Source organism: Myxococcales bacterium, assembly GCA_016717005.1.
Lineage (GTDB): Bacteria > Myxococcota_A > Polyangia > Haliangiales > Haliangiaceae > UBA2376.
Genome location: JADJUF010000007.1, coordinates 20,165 through 37,285, shown reverse-complemented (window position 1 = coordinate 37,285; position 17,121 = coordinate 20,165). Strand labels below are relative to the sequence as shown.

General features: G+C 73.4%; 15 protein-coding genes and 1 pseudogene. 6 read left to right on the top strand and 10 right to left on the bottom strand.

Annotated elements, in window-relative coordinates; all coding sequences use genetic code 11:
- Positions 1 to 22: 22 nt before the first annotated feature.
- Complete coding sequence (locus tag IPL61_07130) at positions 23 to 1,264, top strand: aminotransferase class I/II-fold pyridoxal phosphate-dependent enzyme (GenBank protein ID MBK9031095.1); 1,242 nt, start codon at positions 23 to 25, stop codon at positions 1,262 to 1,264.
- 207 nt (positions 1,265 to 1,471) lie between these two features.
- Here IPL61_07130 and sucD read toward each other — a convergent pair whose 3' ends face one another.
- The 5 genes from sucD to IPL61_07105 all read right to left on the bottom strand — a co-directional run bounded on the left by sucD (position 1,472) and on the right by IPL61_07105 (position 6,216).
- Complete coding sequence (gene sucD, locus IPL61_07125) at positions 1,472 to 2,356, bottom strand: succinate--CoA ligase subunit alpha (protein ID MBK9031094.1); 885 nt, start codon at positions 2,354 to 2,356, stop codon at positions 1,472 to 1,474.
- A complete protein-coding gene (sucC, locus tag IPL61_07120) occupies positions 2,353 to 3,537 on the bottom strand; it encodes an ADP-forming succinate--CoA ligase subunit beta (protein ID MBK9031093.1) in 1,185 nt (394 codons plus the stop codon). Before sucC ends, sucD begins: the two co-directional genes overlap by 4 nt.
- 89 nt (positions 3,538 to 3,626) lie before the next feature.
- Complete coding sequence (locus IPL61_07115; protein MBK9031092.1) at positions 3,627 to 3,905, bottom strand: hypothetical protein; 279 nt, start codon at positions 3,903 to 3,905, stop codon at positions 3,627 to 3,629.
- Positions 3,906 to 4,050: 145 nt separating this feature from the next.
- Entirely contained in the window at positions 4,051 to 5,193 is a 1,143-nt protein-coding gene (locus IPL61_07110) for a zinc ribbon domain-containing protein (GenBank protein ID MBK9031091.1), read from the bottom strand.
- Positions 5,194 to 5,202: 9 nt separating this feature from the next.
- Positions 5,203 to 6,216: a hypothetical protein gene (locus tag IPL61_07105; GenBank protein ID MBK9031090.1), complete on the bottom strand. Its 1,014-nt coding sequence runs from the start codon at positions 6,214 to 6,216 to the stop codon at positions 5,203 to 5,205.
- Positions 6,217 to 6,288: 72 nt separating this feature from the next.
- Between IPL61_07105 and IPL61_07100 the strand changes: the two genes are divergently transcribed.
- Positions 6,289 to 6,849 carry a hypothetical protein gene (locus IPL61_07100; GenBank protein ID MBK9031089.1) on the top strand — a complete coding sequence of 187 codons (561 nt, stop codon included), beginning with the start codon at positions 6,289 to 6,291 and terminating at the stop codon, positions 6,847 to 6,849.
- 55 nt (positions 6,850 to 6,904) lie between these two features.
- Positions 6,905 to 7,825: a TonB family protein gene (locus IPL61_07095; protein ID MBK9031088.1), complete on the top strand. Its 921-nt coding sequence runs from the start codon at positions 6,905 to 6,907 to the stop codon at positions 7,823 to 7,825.
- 28 nt (positions 7,826 to 7,853) lie between these two features.
- On the opposite strand, the gene IPL61_07090 is transcribed toward IPL61_07095, so the two are convergent.
- Positions 7,854 to 8,489: a hypothetical protein gene (locus tag IPL61_07090; GenBank protein MBK9031087.1), complete on the bottom strand. Its 636-nt coding sequence runs from the start codon at positions 8,487 to 8,489 to the stop codon at positions 7,854 to 7,856.
- A gap of 64 nt (positions 8,490 to 8,553) precedes the next feature.
- On the bottom strand, positions 8,554 to 9,099 hold the full coding sequence (locus IPL61_07085; protein MBK9031086.1) for a hypothetical protein: 546 nt from the start codon (positions 9,097 to 9,099) through the stop codon (positions 8,554 to 8,556).
- Between the two features lie 90 nt (positions 9,100 to 9,189).
- Here IPL61_07085 and IPL61_07080 point away from each other — a divergent pair, with 90 nt between their 5' ends.
- On the top strand, positions 9,190 to 10,728 hold the full coding sequence (locus tag IPL61_07080) for a proline--tRNA ligase (protein ID MBK9031085.1): 1,539 nt from the start codon (positions 9,190 to 9,192) through the stop codon (positions 10,726 to 10,728).
- 137 nt (positions 10,729 to 10,865) lie between these two features.
- Here the strand turns inward: IPL61_07080 and IPL61_07075 are convergent, their stop codons facing one another.
- On the bottom strand, positions 10,866 to 12,719 hold the full coding sequence (locus tag IPL61_07075; protein MBK9031084.1) for a hypothetical protein: 1,854 nt from the start codon (positions 12,717 to 12,719) through the stop codon (positions 10,866 to 10,868).
- A 165-nt stretch (positions 12,720 to 12,884) separates the two neighbouring features.
- Between IPL61_07075 and IPL61_07070 the strand changes: the two genes are divergently transcribed.
- Positions 12,885 to 13,580: a VIT family protein gene (locus IPL61_07070; protein ID MBK9031083.1), complete on the top strand. Its 696-nt coding sequence runs from the start codon at positions 12,885 to 12,887 to the stop codon at positions 13,578 to 13,580.
- A gap of 57 nt (positions 13,581 to 13,637) precedes the next feature.
- Here IPL61_07070 and IPL61_07065 read toward each other — a convergent pair whose 3' ends face one another.
- Positions 13,638 to 15,194, bottom strand: a complete 1,557-nt coding sequence (locus IPL61_07065) for an AgmX/PglI C-terminal domain-containing protein (protein MBK9031082.1) — start codon at positions 15,192 to 15,194, stop codon at positions 13,638 to 13,640.
- 52 nt (positions 15,195 to 15,246) lie between these two features.
- Positions 15,247 to 15,486, bottom strand: coding sequence for a VOC family protein (locus IPL61_07060; protein MBK9031081.1), 240 nt, complete (start codon positions 15,484 to 15,486; stop codon positions 15,247 to 15,249).
- Between the two features lie 296 nt (positions 15,487 to 15,782).
- Between IPL61_07060 and IPL61_07055 the strand changes: the two are divergent.
- A pseudogene (locus IPL61_07055) lies at positions 15,783 to 16,958 on the top strand (NADP-dependent isocitrate dehydrogenase).
- The last annotated feature ends 163 nt before the right edge of the window (positions 16,959 to 17,121 follow it).

Here is a 17,121-nt window from a genome sequence, read left to right as displayed (position 1 = left end):
GCCTCACGATATACGGACATACATGGACAAGGCAGACTTTGATCCGGTCCACGCCCTGGCCGCGGCCAAGCACACCTTCGGCGAGCACGGCGGCGTCAACATGAGCATCGAGGCGTCGACGACGTTCACGGTGCTCACCGCCGACACGATGCCGGAGATCTTCGCCGGCCACCGCACCGCCGATCGCGACGGCTGCTTCCTGTACGCGCGCCACTTCAACCCGACCGTCTACACGCTCGGGCGCGAGCTGGCCGCGCTCGAGGGCACCGCCAGCGGCTACTGCTGCGCCAGCGGCATCGCGGCGATCGCGGCCACGGTCATGCAGCTCGCCGACGCCGGCGACCACGTCGTGGCGTCGCGGGCGATCTACGGCGGCACCCGGGCGCTCCTGGGCGAGCTGTTCCCGGCCAAGACCGGCGTCACGACCACGTTCGTGGCGATCACCGATCTGGCCGCGGTCGAGGCCGCGTTCACGCCGCGCACGCGCATCCTGTTCACCGAGACCCTGTCGAACCCGACGCTCGAGGTCGCCGACCTCGAGGCGCTGGCGGCGATCGCGCACCGCCACGGCGCGGCGCTGGTGGTCGACAACACCTTCTGCCCGGTGATCATCACGCCGGCGCGGTTCGGCGCCGACGTCGTGGTCCACTCGCTCACCAAGTTCGTCAACGGCGCGTCCGATCTGGTCGCCGGCGCGATCCTGGGGACCACCGAGTTCGTCAGCCGGTTGATGGACCTCCACACCGGCACGCTGATGCTGCTCGGGCCGACGATGGATCCGCGCGCGGCGTTCGAGGTGTCGATGCGGCTGCCGCACCTGCCGCTGCGCATGGCCGAGCACGGCCGGCGCGCGCTGGTCCTGGCGACCCGGATGTACGAGCACGGGGTCGCGGTCACGTACCCGGGGCTGCCGTCGCACCCGCAGCACGCGCTCATGTGCCAGCAGCTCAACGCCGGCCAGGGCGCGGGCGGGCTGCTGACGATCGACCTGGGGACCCGCGACCGGGCGTACCGGTTCATGGAGCTGCTCCAGAACCAGCACCGGTTCGGCTTCATGGCGGTCAGCCTCGGCTACGCCGAGACCCTGATGTCGGCCTCGGCCAGCTCGACCTCGAGCGAGCTGACCGACGACGCGCTCGCGACCGCGGGCATCGGACCGGGGCTGGTGCGCATGTCGGTCGGCATCACCGGCGCGCTCGAGGCGCGCTGGGCCGCGCTGCACGCGGCGCTGCTCGAGGTCGGGGCGATCGCCGCCGGCGCGTGAGCCGGGACGCCCCGTCGGGGCGATCGCCGCCGGCGCGTGCGCCGGGACGACCCGTCGGGGCGATCGCCGCCGGCGCGTGCGCCGGGACGACCGTCGGGGCGATCGCCGCCGGCGCGTGCGCCGGGGCGACCGTCGGGGCGATCGCCGCCGGCGCGTGCGCCGGACCGCCGTCGGCTCAGCGCGCGGCCGAGCTCCGCGATCAGCGGATCAGCGGATCAGCGCCGCCATCGTCGTGCCCATCTCGGCCGGGGTCGGCGCCACCGCGATGCCCGCCGCCTTGAGCGCGGCGATCTTGTCGGCCGCGGCGCCCTTGCCGCCCGAGATGATCGCGCCGGCGTGGCCCATGCGCTTGCCCGGAGGCGCGGTCTGGCCGCCGATGAAGGCGCCGACCGGCTTCTTGACGTTGTCCTTGATGAACTGCGCGGCGCGCTCCTCGGAGTCGCCGCCGATCTCGCCGATCATGAAGATCGAGCTGGTGCCGGGGTCGTCGGCGAACAGCGCCAGCGCGTCGATGAAGTCGGTGCCCTTGACCGGATCGCCGCCGATGCCGATCGCGGTCGACTGGCCGAGCCCGAGGCTGGTCAGCTGGTGCACGATCTCGTAGGTCAGGGTGCCCGAGCGCGACACCACGCCGACGCCGCCGGCCTTGTGGATGTAGCCGGGCATGATGCCGATCTTGCACTGGCCCGGCGTGATCACGCCGGGGCAGTTGGGGCCGACCAGCGTGACGTACGGGTGGTCGCGCTCGAGGATCGCCTTGACGCGGATCATGTCGCGGACCGGGATGCCCTCGGTGATCGCGATGATCAGGTCGACGCCCGCGGCGGCGGCCTCGAGGATCGCGTCGGCGGCGAACGGCGGCGGCACGTAGATCACCGAGGCGTTGGCCCCGGCGTGCTGCACGGCCTCCTCGACGGTGTCGTACATCGGCACCTGCTCGAGCCCGGCGACCTTGGCGCCGCCCTTGCCCGGGGTGACGCCGGCGACCACGCGGGTGCCGTACTCGATCGCCTGCTTGGTGTGGAAGGCGCCGGTCGAGCCGGACATGCCCTGGACCACGAGGCGGGTGTCGTATCCGACGAGGACGCTCACTGCGCACCTCCCTTGGCGGCCGCGACCACCTTCTGAGCGCCGTCGGCCATGTCGGCCGCCGCCACGATGTCGAGGCCGCTCTCGGCCAGGATCTTCTTGCCGAGGTCGACGTTGGTGCCCTCGAGCCGGACCACCAGCGGCACCTTGAGCCCGACCTCCTTGACCGCGGTGATCACGCCGGTCGCGATCGTGTCGCACTTCATGATGCCGCCGAAGATGTTGACGAAGATCGCCTTCACCTCGGGGTCGCTGGTGATGATCTTGAAGGCCGCGGTCACCTTCTCGGCGGTGGCGCCGCCGCCGACGTCGAGGAAGTTGGCCGGCTGGCCGCCGTAGTACTTGATGATGTCCATCGTCGACATCGCCAGGCCGGCGCCGTTGACCATGCAGCCGATGTTGCCCTCGAGCGCGATGAAGCTGAGGTCCCACTTCTTGGCCTCGGTCTCCTGCGGATCCTCCTCGCTGGGGTCGCGCCAGTCGCTGAGCTCGGGGTGGCGGTACAGGGCGTTGTCGTCGAAGTTGATCTTGGCGTCGAGCGCCAGCACCCGGCCGTCGGTGGTCGTGACCAGCGGGTTGATCTCGAGCAGCGAGCAGTCGGTCTCGTCGTAGCAGCGGGTCAGCGCGCGCAGGAACTTGGTCAGCGCCACGGTGGCGGTGGCGTTCATGCCCAGGCGCTTGGCCAGGTTGCGCGACTGGTAGTCCTGCCAGCCCAGGCCCGGGTCGACCGACTCCTTGAGGATCTTTTCGGGGTGGGTCGCGGCGACCTCCTCGATGTCCATGCCGCCCTCGTACGACGCCATGACCGTGACCCGGCCGGTGGCGCGATCGAGCAGCATGCCCAGGTAGTACTCGTGGTCGATGGCGAGGCCCTGCTCGACGAGCAGGCGCTGGACCTTCTTGCCGGCGGGGCCGGTCTGCGGGGTGACCAGCTGCATCCCGAAGATGCGCTTGACCGCGTCCTCGGCGTCGGCGCGGGTCTTGGCGACCTTGACGCCGCCGCCCTTGCCGCGCCCGCCGGCGTGGATCTGGGCCTTGACCACGACCACGTCGGTCTTGGCCTGCTCTTGGACCCGGGGGATGGCCGCGAGGGCCTCCTCGACCGAGTGCGCCGCGATGCCGATGGGCACCGGGACGCCGTACTTCCGGAACAGCTCTTTGCCTTGGTACTCGTGGATCTTCATCGGGTCCTCACGGGCCGAGCGGCCGCGCGCCGCGGGTGTAACGCCCTGGCGGCGGGTGGCGCAAGGGCGCGATCGGACCGATTGCGCGGTCAGCGGCAGCTCAGGGCGCCGTCCTTGATCGTGCAGGTCATGCCGCTCTTGAGCTCCTTCGACGAGCCGGCGACCTTGAGCGTGCAGCCGTCGCGGAGCGTGACGGTCGTGTTGTGATCGACGCTGCTGTGGGTGGTCGCGGCGCCGCACTCGAGATCGTAGCTGTAGTCGCTCGAATCCTCGTTCTTGAGGGTGGGCGCCGAGCCGGCGAGGGCCGGGACCGCGGCGGCGACGACGGCGGCGAGGGCGAGGGACGCGACGAGGGTGAGCTTGGACATGACGTGACTCCAGTCGGTTACGGGTGCGCGCGGTCGGCATGACCTCGCGTTCACGCCTGCTATCGACCGCTCCGCTCGCCGGTTGCGTGCGATCGACCGCGTCGTCACCGGGCCGCGCGCGCGGCGCTCACGGTCGAGCTGCCGGTCAGTCGTCGCGCTCGAGCTCGCGCACCGCCATCTCGCGCTCGCTGGCGACCCGGCCGGCGACCGTGGCGCCGCAGCCGGGGCAGGTCGTGGCCACCTCGGGGATCACGTGGGCACAGCGCGGGCAGCGATCGACCGCCCGACGGTGGAGCAGGCCGCCGATGACCACCGGCACCGCGACCATCACCCCGACGACCGGCGCGACCAGGCCGACCAACCACCCGACCGCGCCGAAGCCCATGCCGGCCATGAACCCCTGGCCGAGGCCGACGCCGACCTGGGACTCGCGCATGCGGTAGGTGCGCTCGCCGGCGTGGCGCTGAGCCTTCGACGGCTCCGGGCGATCACCGACCAGCGGCGGCTCGGCGTCGCGGGCGAGCGCGGCGCGGGGGGCGCCGAGGTCGAGCCCGAGGTGTTCGGCCAGCTCGTCGCGGTGGGCGCGCAGCGCGCTCACGTCGGCGGCCAGGCGCGCGCGCAGGTCCTCGCGCAGGGTGGCGTGGGCGTCGTCGACGCCGCCGCGCAGCACGGCCTGGACCGCGAGCAGGTAGAGCGCCTCGTCCGGCGCCAGGCCGCCGGTGGCGACGACGTCGGTCTCGGACACCGACACCTGGCCGACCAGCTTGCTCGCGACCCGGTTGTAGAGCGCGGCGTTGGTGGCGACGACGCCCAGGCCCAGGTAGATCGCGGCGATCGAGCCGTCGCGCTCGCTCGGCGGCGTCGGCGCGGCGTCGCGGTACGCGGCGGCGCCGGCGATCCACGCGGCGTAGGCCAGGCCGACCTCGTGGCACAGCAGCCCGGCGACGTCGTCGTTGCCGATCGTCTCGATCTGGAAGTGCGCGACCCCGTCGGTGGTCTCGACCCAGGAGATCCCGCTGCGGCGCAGCAGCTGATCGGCGACCTCGTAGCGGCGTAGGTCGTCGAGGGCGACGTCGAGATCGACGTGGGCCAGCCACAGCAGGCGCACCAGCACGCGCTCGACCGCGACCGCGCTCGGCTGCCACGGCTCGGGGAAGTCGCGCGGTCCGGCGTGGGCGATCGGCGCGTCGAGGAGATGGGCGGCGCCGCCGCGCTCGATCAACAAGGCCAGCCGCCCCAGCACCTCGGCCCGGGCCCCGGTCGGCGGCCACGCCGCGCTCGCGTCCATGGCCCGAGGCTACAACACCGGCGGCGGCGGCACGAAGCCCTGCACGACGTAGACGCGGTCGGTGCCGAGGCCCCACGACAGGAACAGGTAGTCGCCGGTGACCGGCTCGAAGTACGCGCCCCAGGGCCGCGGGAACGCGCTCATGAACTCGCGCCGGGTCGCGAGGATCGGATCGCCGGCGGCGTCGGCGTCGTAGACCGCGACCCGATCGTCGGCGACGCCGGACTGGCGCCACTCGGCGACGATGATCGCCTGGCCCGTGAACCCGGGCGAGCCGGCCGGCACGTACGCGAAGCCGCCGGGGTTGTTGGGCACGGTCACCGTCTGGGTGATCGCGGTCACCGACAGCAAGTTGCCGGCGGGGGTGGTGGCGGCGTGGACCCAGGCGCCCGCCGGCCAGGTCACCAGGCGCAGCTCGCCAGCGGCGGCCAGACCCGGCGGCACCAGCCCGACGCCGCCCGGGCCCTGATCGCCCGCCGACGGCAGGCCGACCGTGCGCAGGTCGGTGCGCTGCGCCGGCGCGCTGGCGCCGACGGGGAGCTGGCTGAAGGTGAACTGCGGCCACTCGGTGTAGACCAGCAGATCGCTGCGCACGTAGAGCAGGTTGGCGTCGACGTACGGGGTCGCGGCGACCATCGTCGCGGTGCCGCTCCAGCCGACGATGTGCCCGCACGGATCGCGGGTGACGCCGATCTCGTAGATGGCGCCCTCGGGCCGCTCGGACGCGCCGGCGATCAAGAGCTTCGACGGATCGCCGGCCTTGACGACCGCGCCGCCGAGCGGGTTGGGCACGCCCGGCACCGGGCCGAGGTCGTAGACCGAGTACAGCGCGTCGAACGGCGGCGCCAGCCGGACCTCGGGACCCGGCACCACCGGCGGTGGCGTGCACTCGAGCCCGTCGCCGCCGCCGCCGGCGTCGATCGCGGCGTCGGCGCGGGCGTCGGCGCCGCCGCCATCGCCATCCCCGGGCGACGACGGGCCGCAGCCGACCAGACAGCACACGAGCACGGCGGCACGACCCATGGGCCGAGCGTACAGGACGCGCCCGCGGCCGCGCGGGAATCGCGCGCGCGACCCGCGCGTTGCAGCGGCACGATGGCGACGCGATCCCGAGCTGCGCTGGCGACGAGCGCGAGCGCGATCGCGGCCGTGCTCGCGGGCGCGGCGCCGGCGACCGCGGACGTGCCGACGCCGCCGACGGTCGTGACCCGCGCGCTCATGCGCGAGCTGGCCGCGGGCACGCGTCCGTTCGCGAGCCTGGTCGACCGCGCCGCCGGCGTGGTGTTCATCGATCACTTCGACGGCGCCGGCGATCCGCAGCCGGTGATCGAGCGGCGGCTGTGCGGGCGCGCGCTCGACCGCCAGCTGCGCAAGGTCAAGGGCTGGATGTTCGCGGCGCTGCACGGCGACCCCGAGGTCGGTGCGCCTCGATGCCACAACCGCCCCGGGCCGCCGGGCTGCACGTTCGGAGGCTCGATGGCGTGGGACCCGGCCGTGCACCTGCACTTCCGCCTCGATCCCGATCGCGGCGTGGTGCTGCGGGCGATCACCGTCGACGACGAGGTGCTGGTCGATCCGGCCGCGGTCGCCGCCGAGCATCGAGCGCAGGCCCGGCTGATCGCGCGGCTGGGCGCGCGCCCGTGTCCGTCGCCGTGAGCCCGGCGGGGCGGTTCGGATGGATCGCCCGGGAGCCGCGTGGCATCGTCGCGGCATGATCAGCCGCGGATGGATGATGGCGCTCGTGGTGACCACGACCGCCGCGACGTCGATGGGGCAGCCGGCGCCAGCGCCGCCACCACCGCCGCCACCGCCGCCGTCGCCCGCCACCGAGGTCGCCGCGCTGGGCGGTCTGGTCATGCGGGCGATCGACCACGGCGAGCCTGGCGCCCTGGTGGCGCTGATGGACGCGACCGTGGTCCACGACGTGCGCGACGGTGTGTGTGGGAAGGCGGTGCGCCGCAAGGGCAAGGTGCGCGCAGGCAGGCGGCTGGCCCTGGCCCGGTGCCTGGTCCAGCTCCACGGCGCGCGCGCCCCCATCGTGCGCGGCGGCCGCCGCGCGTGGACGATCGTCCTGACCGTGCGCGACCTGGATGACGACCCCGTGCAGGTCGCGCTCGAGCTCCGCGCGCGGCGCGGCGACCTGGTGATCACGCGCGTCGACCTGTCGCGGCCCATCCCCGACAAGGAGATCCGCCCCGACGGCGACTTCGAGTACGGCGTCGAGGGCGGCGTCGAGGGTGGCCTCGAGGGTGGGGTGGTCGGTGGGGTGGTCGGTGGGGTGGTCGGTGGCGTGGTCGGTGGCGTGGTGCCGCCGCCGGCGCCGCCCCAGCGCGTCCCACCGACCGCGCTGCAACAGCAGCAGATCAGCGGCGAGCGCAACCTGCTGCCCGACGCCGCGACCCAGGCGCAGATCGCCGCGTCGGGCAAGACCAGGCTGCTCGTCCCGGTGAAGCTGTGCGTCGACCCGACCGGCGGCGTGTCGTCGGTGACCGTGCTGAGGTCGTCGGGCTTCCCGGCCTACGACCAGACCCTGCGCGCGGGCGTCGGGGCCTGGCGCTACCGCCCGTACATCGTCAACGGCACCGCGGTCGCGATCTGCTCGGTCGTGAACTTCGTCTACACGCACCACTGAACGGCGGCCTCGGCGGCGCCGCCGCCGCTCAGCCCTTGTGGATCTCGGCGGTCGGCAGCGGCGGCTGGTCCATCGCGTCGACGTTGACCTGCTTGCGGAACGACGAGATCAGGACGATCGGGAACGGCGCGTAGAACAGGATGCCGCTGAACACGCTGACCTTCATGATCGCGCCCATCGAGCCGCGGATGCGGCTGTTGGAGATGGCGTCGAGCAGCCGGTCCATGGCCGGCAGGATCACCGTGAACTGCACGATCATCTGCACGCCCAGGTAGACCAGCGCCGCGACGCCCCACCACACCGACGCGCGCACGGCCCAGCGCTGGTAGCTGCGCTGGCCGGTGCCGATGTAGATCAGCGCCACCGACATCACGAGCATCGCCGCCGACATGGCCATCGACGCGCTGTGGATGTCGGCCATGTAGCGGTCGAACGCCGCGCGCCCGACCTGGTTGGTGTTGACCATCTGGCCGAACTGCTTGCCGGCCAGCAGGCCGAACAGGCTGATCGCGGCGACGATGCCCCCGAACACCATCGACAGCGTGCCGAGGGTGCGCGGCGTGTTCGACTTGGTCGGGCCCGCGGGATAGCCGTAGCCCGGGGCCGGGCCGTAGCCAGGGGGATAGCCGTAGCCAGGCGGAGGGGGTGGGTAACCGGGGTGCATGCCCAAGGGGTAGCGCACTGCGCACCCACACTCAACGACGATCGCGCGGGCCTGGTCCCGGCGATCAGCGCCGTCGCGCCGGCTGATCCATCGCCCTGACGACCTCGGGCCGGCGCATCTGGGCCAGCAGCACCAGCGGGAACGGTGCGTAGACCAGGGCGATGAACACCCCGGCCCAGCGCATCAGCGGCTCCATCTTGACCAGCTCGGGATCGCTCGACGCGGCGAACAGCACCTCGGCGGCCGGGCCGACGACCGTCCCGTACACGTACGCCAGCGCCGCGACGATCCACATCGCGCCGACGCTCCAGCGCACGGTCGCGGCCACGGTCCAGCGCTCGTAGCGACGCAGGCCGGCGCCGACGTAGGCCAGGGTCAGGGACATCGCGATCAGGATCACGCTGACCCCGGTCGTGGCCGAGCGGGTCGCGTCGCTGAACGCCGCGGCGGCCTCGGCCGGGTACGAGCTGTCGTCGGCCGACATCCGGCCGCCGCTGGCCAGGCTCATCAGGTTGAACGTCGCGATGACCACGCCGAAGACGATCGCCAGCATGCCGAGCGTGCGCGGCGCGGCGGGGCGGAACCAGCCCGGGGGCGGTGCGGAGGGCACCCACCGTTGGTACCGTGGCCGGCCCGGCGCGGCAACCGGGGCCGCCGGGGCCTTTCGCGCCGGGCGCAGGCGCGGTAGGCAATGGCGGCAATGTCGTCCGCCAAAGCCGCTACCGCGATCGTCCCCACCCGCTCCGACGACTACGCCGAGTGGTACCAGCAGGTCGTCAAGGCCGCCGACCTCGCCGAGAACTCGCCGGTCCGCGGCTGCATGGTGATCAAGCCGTGGGGCTACGCGCTGTGGGAGAACATGCAGCGCGTCCTCGACGGCATGTTCAAGGACACCGGCCACGTCAACGCGTACTTCCCGCTGTTCATCCCGCTGTCGTTCCTCGAGAAGGAGGCCGCGCACGTCGAGGGCTTCGCCAAGGAGTGCGCGGTCGTCACCCACCACCGCCTCGTGGCCAAGGACGGCCGGCTGGTGCCGGATCCTGCGTCGAAGCTCGAGGAGCCGCTGGTGGTGCGGCCGACGTCCGAGACGATCATCGGCGAGATGTTCGCGAAGTGGGTGCAGAGCTACCGCGACCTGCCGCTGCTCATCAACCAGTGGGCCAACGTCGTCCGCTGGGAGATGCGCACCCGCCTGTTCCTGCGCACCGCCGAGTTCCTGTGGCAGGAGGGGCACACCGCCCACGCCACGCCGGCCGAGGCGGTCGACGAGACGATGAAGATGCTCGCGGTCTACGCCGACTTCGCCGAGCACTGGATGGCGACGCCGGTGATCCAGGGCGAGAAGACCGCGGGCGAGCGGTTCCCCGGCGCGGTCCAGACCTTCTGCATCGAGGCGATGATGCAGGACCGCAAGGCGCTGCAGGCGGGCACCTCGCACTTCCTCGGCCAGAACTTCGCCAAGGCCTCGGGCATCCAGTTCCTCGACGACAAGGGCGTGCTCGGCCACGCCTGGACCACGTCGTGGGGCGTGTCGACCCGCCTGGTCGGCTCGATGATCATGACCCACGCCGACGACGACGGCATGGTGTGCCCGCCCAAGCTGGCGCCGACCCACGTCGTGATCCTGCCGGTCGCGCACAAGCCCGAGGACCGGCCGCGCGTGCTCGACTACTGCAAGGCCCTGCGCACCGAGCTGCGCGGCGTGGTCTTCGCCGGCCAGACCCTGCGGGTCGAGGTCGACGATCGCGATCTGCGCGGCGGCGACAAGGTCTGGCAGTGGATCAAGAAGGGCGTGCCGATCCGCCTCGAGGTCGGCCCGCGCGACATCGACAAGGACGCGGTGTTCGTCGGCCGCCGCGACAAGGCGCCCAAGGACAAGGCCTCGGTCGGGCGCGGCGAGTTCGTCGCGACCGTGGCCGCGACGCTGCAGGAGATCCAGGACGGCCTGCTGGCCCGGGCCCGCGCGTTCCAGGCCGAGCACACCCGCGTGATCGACACCAAGGACGAGTTCTACGCGTTCTTCACGCCGCCGGCGCAGCAGGATCCCAACGCGCCGACGCCGATCCACGGCGGCTTCGCGCTGACCCACTTCTCCGGCGACGTCGCGCTCGAGAAGACCATCAAGGACGAGCTGGGCGTCACCGTCCGGTGCATCCCGCTCGCCGACGGCGAGCCCGGCACGTGCCCGTTCACCGGGCAGCCCAGCGCCAAGCGCGTCATCTGGGCCAAGGCGTACTGACGACGGGGCGCGGCGCGGCGGGGCCACCCCGGTCGCCCGGGCGAGACCGGGCCTCCGGTCTCGCCCGCGGGGGCATCTCGCGGCGGTTCCGGTGGGTGGCCGGCGCTACGCCGGCGGCCGGTCGAGGCGCGGCCCGATCAGTTGCAGTAGGTGATGCGCACGTACGGGCGCTCGACGTTGGTGACGCCGCGGAAGTACGCGTACGAGTACATCGCGTTGGTGTTGTCGACGCCGAGCGACAGCCAGTTGTCCGCCAGGTCGGCGGCCCAGTTCTGGCTGGTGATGATGATGGGGAAGGCGTTCCAGGCGTTGACGGTCGGCGCGATCGCGTTGGCGACCTGGGCGTTGGTCCGGACCAGCTGAGCGGTGGTGACCGTCGCCGAGCTCCAGCTGTTGGCGGCGCTGTACTGGACCCGCACGGTCGGGGCGTTGACCACGGTGAACGCGTAGGCGTAGAGCGTCATCGCCGAGATCGTGGCGGTGTCGGGGATGCTCGACAGATCGAACCCGACCCAGCCGGTGAGGTCGTAGCCGGTGTCTTCGTAGGCCCGGAAGTAGTCGTCGCGCCACGCCTGGGTGCTGGCGTAGTTCAACGTCACGTGCTGCGCGCCGAGGATGTCGACCGTCTGGGTGACGCAGCCGGCGCTGAAGGTCGCGGTCGCGGTCGCGGCGGCGGTGATGGTCAGGTTGCAGGGGCCGGTGCCGGCGCACGCGCCCGACCAGCCGGTGAAGGTCGAGCCCGTCGCCGGCGTCGCCGTCAGCACCACGCTGGTGCCGTAGGCGTAGACCTCGGTGCAGTCAGCGCCGCAGGTGATGCCGGCCGGGCTCGAGGTGACGGTGCCGCTGCCCATGCCGGCCCGGGCCACGGTCAGCGTGTAGGTGTTGAGCGTGAACGTGGCGGTGGCGGTGGCGGCGGCGGTCATCGCGATCGAGCAGGTGCCGATGCCGGTGCACGCGCCCGACCAGCCGGTGAAGGTCGAGCCGGTCGCCGGCGTCGCGGTGAGCACCACCGTGGTGCCGTGGTTGTAGATCTCGGTGCAGTCGCCGCCGCAGGTGATGCCGGCCGGGGCCGAGGTGACCGTGCCGGTGCCGTTGCCGCCGCGGCTCACCGTCAGGGTGTACTGGTTGAGCGCGAAGGTAGCGGTGACCGAGGTCGCGGCCGTCACCGCGACGGCGCAGGTGCCGACGCCCGCGCACGCGCCGCTCCAGCCGGTGAAGGTCGAGCCCACGGCCGGGGTCGCGGTCAAGGTCACGCTGGTGCCGTGGTCATAGAGCTCCGAGCAGTCGGCGCCGCAGGTGATGCCGGCCGGGGTCGAGGTCACCGTGCCGGTGCCGGTCCCCGCGCGGGTCACGGTCAGGGTGTACTGGTTGAGCGTGAAGGTGGCCGTGACCGCGGTCGGGGCCGTCACCGACACCATGCAGGCGCCCGTGCCCGCGCACGCGCCGCCCCAGCCGGTGAAGGTCGAGCCGGCCGCCGGGACGGCGGTGAGCGCGACGACGGTCGCCGGCGGGTACGCCTCGGCGCAGTCGGCGCCGCAGTTGATCCCGGCCGGCGTCGAGGTGACGACGCCGCTGCCAGTGCCGGCCAGCGCCACCACCAGTGAGTTGTTGAGGGCGAAGTTGGCGGTGACGTTGGTGTCGGCCGTGAGCGTCACGGTGCAGGTGTCGGTGCCGCTGCACCCGCCGCCGCTCCAGCTGACGAAGGCGCCGCCGCCGCTCGCGACCGCCGTCAGCACGACGGTGGTCCCGATCGGGTACGCCTCGGTGCAGTCGGCGCCGCAGTTGATGCCGGCCGGGGCCGAGGTGACGGTGCCGGTGCCGTTGCCGCCGAGCGCGACCTGCAGGGTCGCGGTCGGCGTGCCGTCGATCGGCGCGTCGGTCGGGGCGGGCGCGTCGATGGCTCCGCCGGCGTCGGGCTCGGTGCCGACCGATCCGCACGCGGCGACGACGACGAGAAGAACGAACACCGCGAAGCGGGCGACATGCGTCATCCCGCGATGGTAGTCCACGCGCCGCAGCGGCGGGGCTCGATTCGCGGGCAGTCAGCGCGCCGGGGGGCCCGCTGCGCACAGACGTCTGGAGGATACCACGGCGCCGCGGTCCGGATCGCGGCGGTCGGAGCGGACAGCGGCGGCGGACCGTGGCAAGTGATGGCGATGCCGCCGCGCCATCACGAGGTCCACAAGAGCCAGCACACCGGCTGGCTGCGCGCCGCGGTGCTGGGCGCCAACGACGGGCTCCTGTCGACGGCGAGCCTGGTCGCGGGCGTGGCGGCGGCGGACGCGGGGCGCAGCGCGGTGCTGGTCGCGGGGATGGCGGGGCTGGTCGGCGGCGCGCTGTCGATGGCGGCGGGCGAGTACGTGTCGGTCAGCTCCCAGGCCGACACCGAGCGCGCGGACCTGGCCCGCGAGCGCCGCGAGCTGGCGGCGGCGCCGGACCACGAGCGCGCCGAGCTGGCCGGCATCTACGTCGGCCGCGGCCTCGATCCGGCGCTGGCCGATCAGGTCGCGATCCAGCTCATGGCCCACGACGCGCTCGGCGCCCACGCCCGCGACGAGCTGGGTCTGACCGACACCAGGGCGGCCCGGCCGGTGCAAGCGGCGGGCTCGTCGGCGGCGGCGTTCGCGGTCGGCGCGGCCTGGCCGCTGGGCCTGGCCGCGGCCGTGCCGATGGACGCGGCGGTGGTGATCGTCACCGGCGCGTCGCTGGCGGCGCTGGTGGGGCTCGGCGCCCTGGCCGCGCGGGTCGGCGGCGCGCCGATGCTCCGGGGCGCGGCGCGGGTCGGCGTGCTGGGCGCGGTCGCGATGGCCGCGTCGGCGGCGATCGGCGCGTGGTTCGGCACGGTGGTGTGACCGTCGCCTGACCGTCGCCTGGGCTGACCGTCGTCGGACCGTCGGCGCCAGCGCTGGTCAGGGTGTCGGGTGGACCTCGAACGGGTAGTCCACCTGCACGCCGCCGCCGCCTTTCGGGCGCGGGAACGTGATGCCCTTGATCACCTGGGCGATGCAGCTCGCGACCGCGGGATCGACGCCGCTGGCGCTGACGGACGCGACCGCGCCGGTCGTGCTGATGAAGAACCGCGCCGCGATCGTGCCCTCGAGCCCGGGCTTGGTGAGCAGCTCGCGCTCGTAGCAGTACCGGATCTTGGCGAAGTTGCGCCTGATGTACCGGCGGATGATCGCCTTGTCGAGATCGCCGACCGTCGACGGCTGCCCCATGCGAACCTGCGGGCCGCTGCCGCCGCCGTAGCCGCGCGACGACGGGCGCCGCAGGATCAGCCGCACGGTGGGCGTGGTGTCGGCGACCAGATCCAGGGTCGCGACCACGTCGGCGACGGTCAGATCGGCGATCTCGACGGTGAGCGTGGTCGCCACCGGCGCGAGGTCCGCCAGGAGCGCGGCGCGATCCGCGGGGGACAGCGGCGCCATCCACATCGCCTGCACGGCGCCGTCGCGCTCGAGCACGAACCGGCCGGCCTCGCGGCGCAGCACGGGGCCGGTCACGACGGCGATCGGCGCGCCGGGGCGGAAGGTCCACGGCAGCTCGTCGACGCGCGCGGCGGTGGCGATCGCCAGCGCGCCGCCGCGCGGGCTGAGCGCCATGATCAGCGTGTGATCTGCGAGCGCGCCAGCGGCCGCGACCACCGGCTGGTCGAAGGCCAGGGGCGCGCGATCGGCCGAGAACGCGAACCGCTCGATGGGCGCCATCCCGGTGCCGCCGATCCGGCCGTAGCCGCCGACGCCGATCGTGCCGAACCCGGTGCCGCCCATCGGGCCGGTGCCGCTCAGGCCGAACCCGCCCAGCAGGTCGTCGTCGGTGCCGGCGTCGAGCGGCGGCGGCGGCGGCGGCGGATCGCCGAGCTCGAGCGCGACCCGCCCGACGGTGTCGGCGATCGCGCCAGCGTCGAGCGCCGTCGGGGCCGGCGGGTCGAGCACCCGGGCGCCGTCGGCGCCGAACGCGACCAGCGGGTGGCGGCCGACGGTGAACCGGGCCTGAGCGTCGAGGGCGAGCACCGGCCCCAGGCTCAGCGGCCGGACGTGGTCCGCGGTCGGCAGGTGGATCGCGCCGGGATCGAGGCGGGCCAGCGGCACCGTCAGCCCGGCCAGCGCGCTGGCGAGCGGGCCCCGCGCGCGCGTCGGCGCGGCGGCGAGCTGCTCGGCGAGGTAGCGGCCGCTGAGCTCGAGCGCGGGCCAGCCGGCCGGGACCGAGGCGTTGGCGGCGGGGCACGCCGCGGCGCCGGGGGTGGTGCTGAGGCACCCGCACGCGGGGCCGCACACCGCCAGCACCGCGGCGGTCAGCGCGGCGGCGCGCTCGGTCGGTGGCCGCTCGGCGACCGCGACCAGCGCCCGGGTGAGCGCCGCGGCGTCGGCGCGGTCGCCGAGGCCGGGCGGGCCCGACGGGGCGTCGCTCTTGCAGGCCGCCAGCGCGGCGACCACGGTCATGACCAGCGCGCCGCGTCCAGGCATCGAGTCCTCCCTCGTCGAGGCTAGCACGCGGGCTCGCTCGGCCGCGGCGCGGTCACAGCGGCGCGAACAGATCGACCTTGGTGCCGTCGGGGTCGGCGACCTGGGCGTAGCGCTGGCCCCAGAACGCGTCCCACGGCGCCTTGGCGCCGGTGAAGCCGGCCGCGACCACCGCGGCGAAGGTCGCGTCGACCTCGGCCGGCGTCGCGCACCGGAGCGCCAGGCCGACCCGCTGGCCGCGCGGCTCGACCCAGTCGTCGCTGAAGCCGCGCACCAGCGCCTCGCGGTCGAGCATGACCCGCACGCCCGACGCGGTCGTCACCTCGAGGTGATCCTCGTCGGGGCCGGGCTCGGCGGGGGGGGGGGGGGGCGGGCCGGGCGGGCGGGGGGCGCCGCCGGGGGCCCAGGCGGCGGGCAAGCGGCCGGCCGTCGCGGGCGGGGGGGGGGGGCGCCGTGGCGGGGAGGCCCGGGGGGGGGGGGGGGGGTGGGGGGTGGGGGGGGAGGAGGGGGGGGGGGGCGCGGGGGGGGGGGGGCGGGGAAAGGAACGCCGCCGGGGGCCGGCCGGATCAGGTGACCAACCCTGTCGTCGAGATGGACGGCGACGAGATGACCCGCATCATCTGGCAGTTCATCAAGGACAAGCTGATCCTCCCGTACCTGGAGATCGACCTCAAGTACTTCGATCTCGGCATCGAGCACCGCGACGCCACCAACGATCAGGTGACGATCGACAGCGCCAACGCGACCAAGGAGTACGGGGTCGCGGTCAAGTGCGCGACGATCACCCCCGACGAGGCCCGCGTGAAGGAGTTCGGCCTCAAGGAGATGTGGCGGTCGCCCAACGGCACGATCCGCAACATCGTCGGCGGCACGATCTTCCGCGAGCCGATCATCTGCGCCAACGTGCCGCGGCTGGTGCCGGGCTGGACCCGGCCGATCGTCGTCGGCCGCCACGCGTTCGGCGACCAGTACCGCGCGACCGACTTCCTCGTGCCCGGCGCCGGCACGCTGACGATGACCTTCACCCCGGCCGACGGCGGCAAGCCGGTCGAGTACAAGGTGTTCGACTTCCCGGGCGGCGGCGTCGCGATGGGCATGTACAACCTCGACGAGCAGATCATCGGCTTCGCGCGCAGCTGCATGAACTACGCGCTCAACCGCGGCTGGCCGGTGTACCTGTCGACCAAGAACACGATCCTCAAGAAGTACGACGGCCGGTTCAAGGACCTGTTCCAGAAGGTCTTCGACGAGGAGTTCGCCGACAAGTTCAAGGCCGCCGGCGTGACCTACGAGCACCGCCTGATCGACGACATGGTCGCCTCGGCGATGAAGTGGGACGGCGGGTTCGTCTGGGCCTGCAAGAACTACGACGGGGACGTGCAGTCGGACTCGGTCGCCCAGGGCTTCGGCTCGCTCGGCCTGATGACCAGCGTGCTGCTCACGCCCGACGGCAAGACCGTCGAGGCCGAGGCCGCCCACGGCACGGTCACCCGCCACTACCGCGAGCACCAGAAGGGCCGCCCGACCTCGACCAACCCGATCGCGTCGATCTTCGCGTGGACCCAGGGCCTCAAGTACCGCGGCCAGTTCGACGGCACGCCCGACGTGGTCCGGTTCGCGGACGCGCTCGAGCGCGTGTGCGTCGCGACGGTCGAGAGCGGCAAGATGACCAAGGACCTGGCCGTCCTGATCGGCAAGGACCAGCCCTGGCAGACCACCGAGGAGTTCCTCGATCAGCTCGACACCAACCTCAAGGCCGAGATGGCGAGGCGGCGGACGCCCGCCGCCCCGGGCCCCCGCCCGGCCCGGCCCGGGCCCCCCCGGGGGCACCGGGCCCGGGGCCGGCGCGAGGCGGGTGAGGTCGGCGAACTCCTGCGTGAAGCCGCACGCCGCGCACACGTAGGTCGTGAAGCGCGCGTCGTCGCGGGTC